Below are 11,639 nucleotides of genomic sequence, written 5' to 3' on the forward strand. Positions count from 1 at the left end.
CATGTCCCAAGCGAGGAGGGGTCGTGAGCAAACCTGCGCTCAAGGTGGCGCTGCTGGGCTGCGGCGTCGTCGGGTCGCAGGTCGTCCGGCTGCTCGACGAGCAGGCCGACGACCTGGCCGCCCGCATCGGCGCGCCGCTGGAGCTCGCGGGCGTCGCCGTCCGGAGACTGGGGCGCAGGCGTGACACGGAGATCGACCCGGCGCTGCTCACGACCGACGCCGAGGGGCTGGTGAGCCGCGACGACCTGGACATCGTCGTCGAGGTGATCGGCGGCATCGAGCCCGCGCGCTCGCTGATCCTCACCGCGATGTCGCGCGGCACGTCGGTCGTCACGGCCAACAAGGCGCTGCTCGCCGAGGACGGCGCGACCATCCACCGGGCCGCCCGCGAGAACGGCGCCGACCTGTACTTCGAGGCGAGCGTCGCCGGCGCGATCCCGCTGCTGCGCCCGCTCCGCGAGTCGATGGCCGGCGACCGGGTACGGCGGGTGCTCGGCATCGTCAACGGCACGACCAACTACATCCTCGACAAGATGGACTCCACGGGCGCCTCGTTCGGCGACGCCCTGGAGGAGGCCCAGGCCCTCGGGTACGCCGAGGCCGACCCGACCGCCGACGTCGAGGGCTTCGACGCCGCCGCGAAGGCCGCGATCCTCGCCGGGATCGCGTTCCACAGCCGGGTGACGGCGGCCGACGTGCACCGCGAGGGGATCACGGAGATCACCGCCGCCGACGTGGCCTCCGCCAAGGGCATGGGCTACGTCATCAAGCTGCTGGCCATCTGCGCCCGCTCCGACGACGGCCGGTCGGTCGGGGTCCGGGTCCACCCGGCCATGATCCCGAGGTCCCACCCGCTGGCCGGGGTCCGGGAGGCGTACAACGCCGTGTTCGTCGAGGCCGAGTCGGCCGGGCGGCTGATGTTCTACGGCGCGGGCGCGGGCGGCGCCCCGACGGCCTCGGCCGTCCTCGGGGACATCGTGGCCGTGGCGCGCAACCGCCTCGCCGGCACCCGCGGCCCCGAGGAGTCGACCTACGCCGACCTCAAGGTCCACCCGATGGGCGACACGGTCACCCGCTACCACGTGTCGGTCGACGTGGCCGACAAGCCCGGCGTCCTGGCCCGGGTGGCCGACATCTTCGCCCGGCACGACGTGTCGATCCAGACGGTGCGGCAGGAGGGGCGCGGGGACGACGCCCAGCTCGTGCTGGTCACCCACCGGGCGAGCGACGCCGCGCTGTCGGCCACGATCAAGGACCTTCGCGACCTCGACATCGTCAGGGCCGTCGCCAGCGTCATGCGCGTGGAGGGCGACGACACCCCCTGACGACACGCCCTTGACGATACCCCTGACCGCACCCCCTTACGGCACCCCTGACGCGCCTCTGACATGCCGTGTCACGATCGCCGTGATCGCAGCGACCGCGTTCCGTTATGAGGCATGAGGGCGGCACCGCACCAAGCTTTAGTAAAGTGCTGCCCCATGCCCCCTATGACGCTCCTCAAGAGCCTTGTGCCGATCTGTGCCGCCGCTGCGACGCTGGCCGCCGGGCTCATGACGCCCGCCGCCCAGGCGAGCGCGCGCGACGCCTCGGCCGTCTCCGCGGGGGCGCGGGCCGCCTCGATCCGCGCGGAGGCCGGGCGGGCCCGCCCGGCGCAGGCCGCGCCGAAGAAGAAGGCGGTCAGGAGGCCCACCGTCGTCCTCACCTTCGACGACGGGACGGCCGACCACGCGAAGGTCGCGAAGATGCTGTCGGCCCGGGGCCTGAAGGGAACGTTCTACATCAACAGCGCCCGCTTCGGGCTGCCTGGCTACCTGTCGCTGACCGACGCGAAGGCGATCGCCAAGGCGGGCCACGAGATCGGCGGTCACACCCTTCACCACGTCCACCTGCCGCTCCAGCCCGAGGACGTCCAGCAGGCGGAGATCTGCGACGACAGGCGGACGCTGCTCGACCTCGGCTTCAAGGTCAGGTCGTTCGCCTACCCCTTCGGCGAGTACGACGAGTCGAGCCGGCGCATCGCGATGTCCTGCGGCTACACGACCGCCCGCGGCGTGTACGGCCTCCGGCGGCCCGTCGGCTGCAACACCTGCCCTCTCACCGAGAAGCTCCCGCCGGCCCACCCCGACTTCGTGCGGACGACCTCCCTGACGGGCATGGCGCGCACGGCCCGCAACTTCGAGGGCTTCGTCACCCGGGCCAAGGGCCGGGACGGTCTGCTGATCTTCGTCTTCCACCACATCAGGGACCACGCCACGGACGCGTACTCCACCAGGCCGAAGGAGCTGACGGCGTTCCTCGACTGGGTCGCCAAGCAGAAGAAGGCCGGGACGATCGTGGTCAAGCCGCTGGGCGACGCGATCGGCGGCCCTGTGCGGCCCTTCCCCGCGGACGCCTAGCCCCCGGGCGCTGACTCAGGGTTTTACCAGAATCGTGTGATAACTGTTCAGGACGTTCAACGGGCCGTGCACGACCGGGAGGGAGCGGGGTCGCCATGACGACGGACGTCTGCTCGCCGCTCGGGTTCGTCCGCTCGCCGTCCGCGGGCACCGCGGTCCTGTCGTGGCCGGGCGGCCGGCCCGAGGTCGACGGCAGGCCCCTGACGCTCCCGCCCGCCGCCGAGGAGATCGCGTCCCTGCGCCCGGCGCGGGCGCTGCGCGTGGAGTGGCCGTCCGCACCCGACGGGCGCGCCCTGGCGCTCGTGACCGATCTCGCCGCCGCGGGCGTCCCGCTCACCGCGGATACCGCCCCGGCGTGGGCGCGGGAGGCCGACCCGGAGCTGACCGGCCTCGTCGAGAGCTGGGCCCCGCGGACCGGTGAGGACGTGCCCGCGTCCGTGGCCGATCTGCGGCGCGAGGAGCACAGCGTCCGCCTGCGCAGGCACGCCCTGCGCCGGCGCGGCCTCGTCCCCGGCACGCCGCGGGTCTCGGTCGTGATGGCGACGCGCCGGCCCCACCTGCTGCCCTCCGCGCTCACCCAGATCGCGCGGCAGCGCGGCGTGGACCTCGACCTGGTCCTGGCCCTGCACGGCTTCCCCCTGTCCCGCGTACGGCAGGCGGTCGACGCCTTCCCCCTGCCGGTCACCGTGCTGGAGGCCGACGCCGCGACGCCGTTCGGCGAGGTGCTGAACCAGGCGGCCGCGCGGGCGGAGGCGGGCCTGCTGGCCAAGTGGGACGACGACGACTGGTACGGCCCCGAGCACCTGAGCGACCTGCTGCTGGCCCGGGCCTACACGGGCGCCGGCGTCGTCGGCATGGCCCAGGAGTTCTTCTACCTCGAACCGCTCAAGGTCACGGTCCGCCGGACCGACTACACGAGCGAGGTGTGGACCGACCACGTCGCCGGCGGCACGATGCTCGTCGACCGGGCGCTGTTCGACGAGGTCCGCGGCTTCGGCCCGCACGCCAGGGGCGAGGACGCGCACCTGCTGCGCGCCGTCGTCGCGAGCGGCGCCGGCGTCTACCGGACGCACGGACTGGGGTACGTGCTGCGGCGCTCGCTGGGCGCGGATCACACGTGGCAGCTGCCGCTGGCCCACTTCCTGAGAGTCGCGGCATACCAGTGGCGGGGGTTCCGGCCGAGTGTGATCCTGGAAGCGCCATGACGCCACGCATCCGGAGAAACGACTACACGGTCCTCAATCCGCCCGCGCTGGGAGCGTCGTGGACGCCCCGCCTCCGGGTGAGCGTGATCGTGCCCGCGTACGGCGGCCAGGACAAGCTCGACCTGACGCTCGCCGGCCTGGCCGTCCAGACGTACCCGTCCGACCTGCTCGACGTGATCGTGGTGGACAACGGCAGCGTCCCGCCGCTCCGCCTGCCCGAGATCCGGCCGCACCGCACCCGGCTGATCGTCTGCCCGGTCCCCGGGCGGGCCAACGCGCGCAACGCGGGCCTGGCCGCGGCCACCGGCGACGTCATCCACTGGATGGACTCCGACATCGTGCCCGAGCGCGAGGAGGTGGAGGCGCACATGCGCTGGCACCACCTCGCGCCGTACCTGTCGGTCACCTCCTACCTCCGCTTCACCACCGCCCCGCTCCCGGCGGCCTCCGATGTGGCCCGGGCGGACGACCTGGCCAAGTTCTTCGAACCGGCCGAGCCGCACACGTGGATCGAGGAGCTCGTCGAGCGGTCGCAGGGCCTCACCCGGACCAGCAGGCCGTTCAGCATCCACATCGGCGGCGCGGCGTCGTTCAGCGCGAAGCTCCTGGAGCGTGCCGGGCCGATGGACCCGGAGATGATCCTCGGCCAGGACACCGAGATGGGGTACCGGCTCGCCCAGGCCGGCGGCGTGTTCATCCCCGATCCCCAGGCGCGGGCCTACCACCTCGGGCCGTCCATGCGCATGCGCGACTCCGAGTCGATCAACCGGGTCAGCCACGCGCTCGTGACCGGCCGCATCCCCACCTACCGGTGGCTGCGCACGCACCCGCGCCGGCAGTGGAAGGTTCCCGCGCTGGAGGTCGTCGTCGACGCGGCCGCCGGGGGGTACGACGACGTCCGCGGCTCCGTCGACGCCGTCCTCGCCGGGACGCTGACGGACCTGGAGGTCCTGCTCACCGGTCCGTGGGACGCGATCAACCCGGAGCAGCGCACCCCGCTCACCGACCCCCGCCTCGACCTGTCGCTGCTGCGCGCCCACTACGCCCACGAGGGCCGCGTACGGCTGGTCGCGGAGGCGCCGGACACGGTCGCGCCGTTCCGGCTGCGCCTGCCCGCCGGGTGGGCGCCCGGCGAGGACAGCCTGGCCCGGCTGCTCGCGCTGGCCCGCAACGAGACGCTCGGGCTGGTCAGCGTCCTGCTGGACGAGGACAGCGAGGACGTCGTCGTCGCCCGTCTGGAACGCACCGAGGCCTTCGCCCGCGCCGACATGCTCGTGGCGGAGGGCGAGGACGTCGACGACGCGGTCGACGAGATCTTCGGGACGTTCTGGGTCGACGGCGAGACCTACGGGTTCGTCCGCCGGTCCGACGCCGGTCCGTTCATGAGCGTGCGAGACGCGTACAAGGCCAGGATCGAGGCCCAGGCCGAGGTCGAGCGCCTCACCAAGGAGGTCGAGCGGCTCCGCGGCCAGGTCGACAGGTGGCGCGGCGAGGCCGCCCGCTGGCGCAAGTCGGCCGTCGAGTTCCGCCGCGAGATCGGCGGCCTCCGGCGGGAGATCTCGGCGCTGCGCCGGGAGCAGGGCCTCAAGGGCCTGGCCAGGGGACTGGCCCGGCCCTTCACGTTCAAGAGGTCCTGAGCCCGCCCGGTTCGGGGCTGCGGCGGGTGGCCGCTCGCCCGAGGCCGCGGGTGCGGCGGCGGCTCAGGAGCGGCGGAACAGGCCGCGCCGTCCGCGCCGTTCCGGTTCCGGCGCCTGCCCGGTCCCGCCCCCGTCGGCGTCGTTCCGACCGCCCGCAGCCCGGTTCGCCGCGCCGTTCCGGTCGGCGGGCGCCCGGCCCTCCGCGCCGTTCGCCCGATCGCCCGCCCGGCCCTCCGCGCCGCCCGTACGGGGACGGTCGCCCGTCGCGGCGCCCGGGGCCGCCGGCCGGTCCCCGGAGGCGGCGGCGCGGGCCGGGCCGTCCTTCCGGGAGGCGCGGAAGTCGCCGGGCGCGGCCCTGCGGACGCCGTGCGTCTGCGCGATCACGTCCTCGGACGCCTCGCCCGGCCGGGCCAGCAGGCGCGCCCGGGCCGCCGCCTCGGTGCGCTCCAGGAGGGCCGTGCGCCCGTCGGAGTCCTCCGCCACCAGCAGTCCCAGCCGCTCCTCGGCCATGGCCGCCGTCATGCGGGCGAGGGCGTCGCCCGACGGGGCGAGGGCGAGCGGCGCCGTGTAGCGGAACGGGACCGGCGCGGCGGTCGGCGCCGCCTCCTCGGCGAAGCGGACCCGCCCGTCGGGCCCGTAGACGTCCCGGACGAGTGCGAGGTCGAACTCCGGCGTCCCCGGGGCGGGCCGCACCCCGTCCAGCGCCGTCCAGGGCGCCAGGAGCGTGACCGCGACGTCGGACGGCGCGCCGCCCAGCACCCCGTCCACCGCGGCCCGGATCTCCGCCTCGCCGGCGCCGGCCACGTCCAGCACGACCTCGACGTACGGCACGAGCCAGCGCCGGGCCGGGTTCTTGCGCAGGTCGCGGCGGAGCGGCACCTTGTGGGCCAGGTGGGTCTCCACGAGCCGTACGACGGCCTCCCGGTGCTCGCCCCGCTGCGCGGGAAGGCCGAGGTGGACGGCCCGCGCCTCCATGTCCGGCACGAACACGGCCCCCGCCTGGGCCAGCCGGTACGCGAACTCGGTGTCCTGGCCGCGGACCACGTCCGGGTCGAACCCGCGCACCTCGTCGAGCAGCGCGCGCCGCAGGGACACGGTGGGCCCGGTGCAGACCTGGTAGGGGTTGCGGCTGGCCCGCAGGCCGTCGAGCCGGCGGATCGTCTCCTCCGTCGAGCTGGACACCAGGTCGCCGGGCGGGAAGAGCGCGTCGAGCGTGCCGGTCACGACCGCCTCGTGGACCGCCTCCGGCGTCGGCAGGGGACCGTCGGCGAACTTCTTCCCGCCGATCGTCACCACGTAGTCGGTGAGGTGGTGCCAGCGGAACAGGGCCTCCAGGTGCTCCCGGTCGATCACCATGTCCGCGTCCAGCCGCTGCACGATCTCGCCCTCGGCGGCGGCGATGCCGGCGTTCACGGCGTGTCCGGCGCCCCACCCGCCGGACGGGCTGACGATGAGCCGGGTGTTCGGGGGACGCAGGGCGGGCAGCCGCAGGGGCGGGTCGCTGAGGTCGTCGACGACGACGACCTCGGTGAGCGACGACGGGTACGTCTGGGCGGCCAGCGCCGCGAGCGTCAGGTCGAGCGCCCGCTGGCGGCCGTGGGCGGGGATGACGACGGTCGCCGTCAGGGAGGGGGTCCATGCCCCCAGGGGTGCGGGCGTGAGCGGGGAGTGGTCGTTGTGCCGGATCCTCGGCCGGCTCGCCCCTCCCGCGGAACCGCCCGTCACACTGACCGTCACGTTGCCGCTCCTCAACCGTCGACGCGGGTGCAAGAACCGGCCAACCCTAGCGAAAGATTCCGGGAGATGACCGCAGAGGATGCCCAAAATGTCCAGCTGATGGACATCGGATCCCGCATTTCAAGCGGTTGGCCGTAGACTCGGTGCCCTGCAGCCTGGTGACACGCGCGACGCGCGCGTGGGAGGAGCGATCATGTTCAGGGCTTGGCGTGGTCTCATCGAGGAGTACCGTGACCGCCTCCCGGTCTCCGCGACGACGCCCGTGGTGACCCTGCTCGAGGGCGGCACGCCACTCGTGCCCGCCAGGCGCGTCTCCCAGCTCACGGGCTGCGAGGTGTTCCTCAAGGTCGAGGGGCTCAACCCGACCGGCAGCTTCAAGGACCGCGGCATGACCGTGGCCATCAGCAAGGCCGTGGAGGACGGCGCCAAGGCCGTCATCTGCGCGTCCACCGGCAACACCAGCGCCTCGGCCGCCGCCTACGCCGTACGGGCCGGGCTGGCCTGCGCCGTCCTGGTGCCACGCGGCAAGATCGCGATGGGCAAGCTGGCGCAGGCGCTGGTCCACGGCGCGAAGCTGCTCCAGGTCGAGGGGTCGTTCGACGACTGCCTGGAGATGACCAGGAAGCTCGCGGAGAACTACCCCATCGCGCTCGTCAACTCCGTCAACCCGCATCGGCTGCAGGGCCAGAAGACGGCGGCGTTCGAGATCGTCGACGCGCTCGGCGACGCCCCCGACGTCCACTGCATCCCGGTCGGCAACGCCGGCAACATCTCCGCGTACTGGATGGGCTACAGGGAGTACGCCGACGACGGGGTGGCCACCCGGCGGCCCCGCATGCTCGGCTTCCAGGCGAGCGGGGCCGCGCCCCTGGTGGGCGGGTCCCCGGTCACCCATCCGCAGACGATCGCGACGGCGATCCGCATCGGCAACCCGGCGTCCTGGCGGCTCGCGGAGGCCGCCCGCGACGAGTCCGGCGGCGCCATCCAGGCCGTGACCGACCGCCAGATCGCCGCCGCGTACCGGTTGCTCGCGCAGGAGGAGGGCGTCTTCGTCGAGCTCGCCTCGGCCGCGAGCGTGGCCGGCCTGCTCCAGGCGCACGAGCAGGGACTGGTGGAGCAGGGGCTGCGCGTGGTCTGCACGGTCACCGGCAACGGCCTGAAGGACCCCGACTGGGCCATCTCCGGGGCCCCCGCCCCTGTGACGATCCCGGTCGACGCCTACGCGGCAGCCTCCGCCCTCGAACTGGCCTGACGGCGGCCCCGCCGCACTCCCCGTGACCGCGCGCCGGGGTGCCCCGGCCGACGACCGTGAAGTCAGGTGACCGATGACGCACAGTGACGGCGTTCTCGTCCGTGTGCCCGCGACCAGCGCCAACCTCGGCCCCGGCTTCGACAGCCTCGGCCTCGCGCTCGACTTCCACGACGAGGTGGAGGCCGCCCTGCTCGACGTGCCGGAGGTGCGGATCGAGATCGAGGGCGAGGGCGCGGGCGAGCTCGACCCGGGCGAGGGCCATCTGATCGTCCGCACGATGCGCGCCGCGTTCGAGCGGATGGGCGCGCCGCAGCCGGCCGGGATCGCGCTGCGCTGCCGCAACCGGATCCCGCACGCCCGGGGCCTCGGCTCGTCGTCCGCGGCCATCTGCGCCGGCATCCTCGCCGCCCGCGCCCTCGCGTCCGGCGGCGCCGTCCCCATGGGCGACGAGGAGGCGTTCGCGCTCGCGACGGAGATCGAGGGACACCCCGACAACGTGGCGCCGTGCCTCGCCGGCGGTCTCACCATCGCGTGGACGCACCGCTCCGGAGCAGCGAGTATGGTGAAACTGACGCCACACGAGGACGTCCGGCCGGTCGTTCTGGTACCGGGGTTCCGGCTGTCCACGGAGGAGGCGCGGGGGCTGCTGCCGAAGGACGTACCGCATTCCGACGCGGCGGCCAACGCGGGACGGGCGGCGCTGCTCGTCGCGGCTCTCACGCAGAGACCGGAACCCGATCTCCTGCTCGCCGCGACGGAGGACCGTCTGCACCAGGACTACCGCGCCCCCGCCATGCCGCGGACCGCCGACCTGGTACGACGTCTGCGGACGGCGGGCGTCGCCGCAGTCGTCTCGGGGGCCGGTCCCACGGTTCTCGCGTTCGCCACGCGGGACACCGAGGATTTGATCGCACCAGAAGTGGGTAATGACTGGCACATCCAGCCAATGAACGTCGACCCGCTTGGTGCGTACGTTCGGTTTCCCGAGACACGCTGATGTTTCTTCGACCTTCAGGGAATAGCTGTGCGCGCTGGTGATGTTAGGCTGATAGCCGCACCAGGTGCCCCCGTGTTGGGTGCGTGCTTGTCATTCGCACATCGCTGCTCTTCGCTTCGCGTCGTCCGACGCGGGCAAGGCGATTTCCCCGAAACCGTTACCTCCAGTCCTTCCATCCCCGGATGGCGCGGCGGGAGGCGGCGTTCTCGGCGACATGCGCGTTCGAACCACCAAGACATCTGGTCGGTGGCGGCAATCCGGGGGTTGTCCCCCGGGCACCTACCGCTCGCGGATCCCGAGGGTCATCGACACATGAGATTCGCGAAGCCCGACCCGGTCTGTCCCGCCGGGTCGCATCACCGGGACGCCTGGACGCACGATTCCGGCGCCCGACCCCTGGGAAGGACCCTTAGTTGAGCGACACCACCGAACTCCTCTCCGACGGCCAGGCCGCCGGCGACACCCCCACTTCCGCCCCGGCCCGACCGCGTCGTCGCTCCGGCACCGGCCTCGCCGGCATGGTGCTTCCCGAGCTTCAGGCGATGGCCACCAGCCTTGGCATCACCGGGACCGGGCGGATGCGGAAGAGCCAGCTCATCGCGGCGATCCAGGAGAAGCAGGGCGGCGTGGCCGAGGCCCCCGCCGAGCCGAAGACGGCCGCCGCGGCCCCCGCCGTCGCGGAGCGCCCCGCCCGTGGCCGCAGGGAACGTTCCCGCGCCACGGCCGCCGCGAGCGCGCCCGCCATCGAGCAGACCGTCGCCGCCGAGCCCGCTCCGATCCGGGAGGAGCGCCCGTCGATCGAGGCCGCGGCGCCCGCCGCCGCAGCGCCGGCCGTCACGGAGGCCCCGGTCGTCACCGACCAGCAGGGCGACGCCGGCCAGGGCGACAGCCGCGCCGACGGCCGTCCCGAGCGCGGCGACCGCCGCGAGCGGCGCACCCGCGGGGAGCGCGGCGACAGGGGAGAGCGCCGCGACCGCGCCGACCAGCGCGCGGCCGACCCGGGCGACGGCCAGGGCCGTCAGCAGGGCCGCGGCGACAACAGGTCCGACGGGCGTCCCGACAATCGCGGCGACCGCGACAACCGGGGCGACCGCGGCGACGGCCGCGCCGACAACCGGCCGGACAACCGCACCGACGGCAAGGGCGGCGACCAGCAGGGCGACGACGCCCGCGGCCGCCGCGGCCGGTTCCGCGAGCGCAACCGCCGCGGCCGCGACCGCTTCGACAGCAACGAGCCCGTGATCGGCGAGGACGACGTCCTCATCCCGATCGCCGGCATCCTCGACATCCTCGACAACTACGCGTTCGTCCGGACCAGCGGCTACCTGCCGGGCTCCAACGACGTCTACGTCTCGCTCGCGCAGATCCGCCGCAACGGCCTGCGCAAGGGCGACGTCATCACCGGCGCCGTCCGGCAGCCGAGGGACGGCGAGCGGCGCGAGAAGTTCAACGCCCTCGTCCGCCTCGACACGGTCAACGGCATGGACCCGGAGCAGGCTCGTCAGCGGCCCGACTTCAACAAGCTCACGCCGCTCTACCCGCAGGAGCGCCTGCGCCTGGAGACCGAGCCGAACGTCCTGACCACGCGGATCATCGACCTCGTCTCGCCGATCGGCAAGGGGCAGCGCGGCCTCATCGTGTCGCCGCCCAAGGCCGGCAAGACGATGGTGCTGCAGGCCATCGCCAACGCGATCACCCGCAACAACCCCGAGTGCCACCTGATGGTCGTCCTCGTCGACGAGCGTCCTGAAGAGGTCACCGACATGCAGCGGTCGGTCAAGGGCGAGGTCATCCACTCGACCTTCGACCGCCCGGCCGAGGACCACACCACCGTCGCGGAGCTCGCCATCGAGCGGGCCAAGCGCCTGGTGGAGCTGGGCCACGACGTGGTCGTCCTGCTCGACTCGATCACCCGCCTCGGCCGCGCGTACAACCTCGCGGCGCCCGCGAGCGGCCGCATCCTGTCCGGTGGTGTCGACTCGACCGCGCTCTACCCGCCGAAGCGGTTCTTCGGCGCCGCGCGCAACATCGAGAACGGCGGCTCGCTGACGATCCTGGCCACCGCCCTGGTCGAGACCGGCTCGAAGATGGACGAGGTCATCTTCGAGGAGTTCAAGGGCACCGGCAACATGGAGCTCAAGCTCAACCGCTCCCTGGCCGACAAGCGCATCTTCCCCGCGGTGGACGTCGACGCGTCCGGCACCCGCAAGGAGGAGATCCTGATGGCCAAGGAGGAGCTGTCCATCGTGTGGAAGCTCCGCCGCGTCCTCCACGCCCTCGACATGCAGCAGGCGCTGGAGCTCCTTCTCGAGAAGATGAAGGAGACGAAGTCCAACGCGGAGTTCCTGCTCCAGGTCCAGAAGACGACGGTCAGCAGCGACCGCGACTAGTCGTCCTCGTTCACGCCGAAGC

Annotated in this window: 8 protein-coding genes; 7 read left to right on the plus strand and 1 reads right to left on the minus strand. The window is 73.3% G+C overall.

Annotated features, from left to right (window positions below; all coding sequences use genetic code 11):
* Positions 1 to 23 precede the first annotated feature (23 nt).
* The 4 genes from Mco01_RS12990 to Mco01_RS13005 all read left to right on the plus strand — a co-directional run bounded on the left by Mco01_RS12990 (position 24) and on the right by Mco01_RS13005 (position 5,241).
* Positions 24 to 1,325 (plus strand): homoserine dehydrogenase, encoded by a 1,302-nt coding sequence (locus tag Mco01_RS12990; RefSeq protein WP_239103574.1) that lies wholly within the window; start codon positions 24 to 26, stop codon positions 1,323 to 1,325.
* A 156-nt stretch (positions 1,326 to 1,481) separates the two neighbouring features.
* Positions 1,482 to 2,399: a polysaccharide deacetylase family protein gene (locus Mco01_RS12995; protein WP_204057136.1), complete on the plus strand. Its 918-nt coding sequence runs from the start codon at positions 1,482 to 1,484 to the stop codon at positions 2,397 to 2,399.
* Between the two features lie 95 nt (positions 2,400 to 2,494).
* A complete protein-coding gene (locus Mco01_RS13000) occupies positions 2,495 to 3,604 on the plus strand; it encodes a glycosyltransferase family 2 protein (protein ID WP_204057137.1) in 1,110 nt (369 codons plus the stop codon).
* A complete protein-coding gene (locus tag Mco01_RS13005) occupies positions 3,601 to 5,241 on the plus strand; it encodes a glycosyltransferase family 2 protein (RefSeq protein WP_204057138.1) in 1,641 nt (546 codons plus the stop codon). The genes Mco01_RS13000 and Mco01_RS13005 overlap by 4 nt, the downstream gene beginning before the upstream one ends.
* A 63-nt stretch (positions 5,242 to 5,304) precedes the next feature.
* Here Mco01_RS13005 and Mco01_RS13010 read toward each other — a convergent pair whose 3' ends face one another.
* Entirely contained in the window at positions 5,305 to 6,978 is a 1,674-nt protein-coding gene (locus tag Mco01_RS13010; protein ID WP_239103575.1) for a glycosyltransferase, read from the minus strand.
* Between the two features lie 193 nt (positions 6,979 to 7,171).
* Between Mco01_RS13010 and thrC the strand changes: the two genes are divergently transcribed.
* From thrC to rho, 3 genes are all read left to right on the plus strand, one after another.
* Positions 7,172 to 8,230, plus strand: coding sequence for a threonine synthase (thrC, locus tag Mco01_RS13015; RefSeq protein ID WP_036327441.1), 1,059 nt, complete (start codon positions 7,172 to 7,174; stop codon positions 8,228 to 8,230).
* Positions 8,231 to 8,303: 73 nt separating this feature from the next.
* The gene (gene thrB / locus Mco01_RS13020) at positions 8,304 to 9,227 is read left to right on the plus strand and encodes a homoserine kinase (protein WP_204057139.1); all 924 of its coding nucleotides are present in this window, start codon (positions 8,304 to 8,306) and stop codon (positions 9,225 to 9,227) included.
* 413 nt (positions 9,228 to 9,640) lie between these two features.
* Positions 9,641 to 11,617, plus strand: a complete 1,977-nt coding sequence (gene rho, locus Mco01_RS13025; protein ID WP_204057140.1) for a transcription termination factor Rho — start codon at positions 9,641 to 9,643, stop codon at positions 11,615 to 11,617.
* Positions 11,618 to 11,639: the final 22 nt, after the last annotated feature.

It is taken from the genome of Microbispora corallina (genome assembly GCF_016863035.1).
Lineage (GTDB): Bacteria > Actinomycetota > Actinomycetes > Streptosporangiales > Streptosporangiaceae > Microbispora > Microbispora corallina.

What these genes read in the sequence shown, in the direction of transcription:
- Mco01_RS12995 (WP_204057136.1), top strand. Translation starts at nt 1,482, where the DNA reads ATGCCCCCTATGACGCTCCTCAAGAGCCTTGTGCCGATCTGTGCCGCC.
- Mco01_RS13000 (WP_204057137.1), top strand. Translation starts at nt 2,495, where the DNA reads ATGACGACGGACGTCTGCTCGCCGCTCGGGTTCGTCCGCTCGCCGTCC.
- Mco01_RS13005 (WP_204057138.1), top strand. Translation starts at nt 3,601, where the DNA reads ATGACGCCACGCATCCGGAGAAACGACTACACGGTCCTCAATCCGCCC.
- thrC (WP_036327441.1), top strand. Translation starts at nt 7,172, where the DNA reads ATGTTCAGGGCTTGGCGTGGTCTCATCGAGGAGTACCGTGACCGCCTC.
- thrB (WP_204057139.1), top strand. Translation starts at nt 8,304, where the DNA reads ATGACGCACAGTGACGGCGTTCTCGTCCGTGTGCCCGCGACCAGCGCC.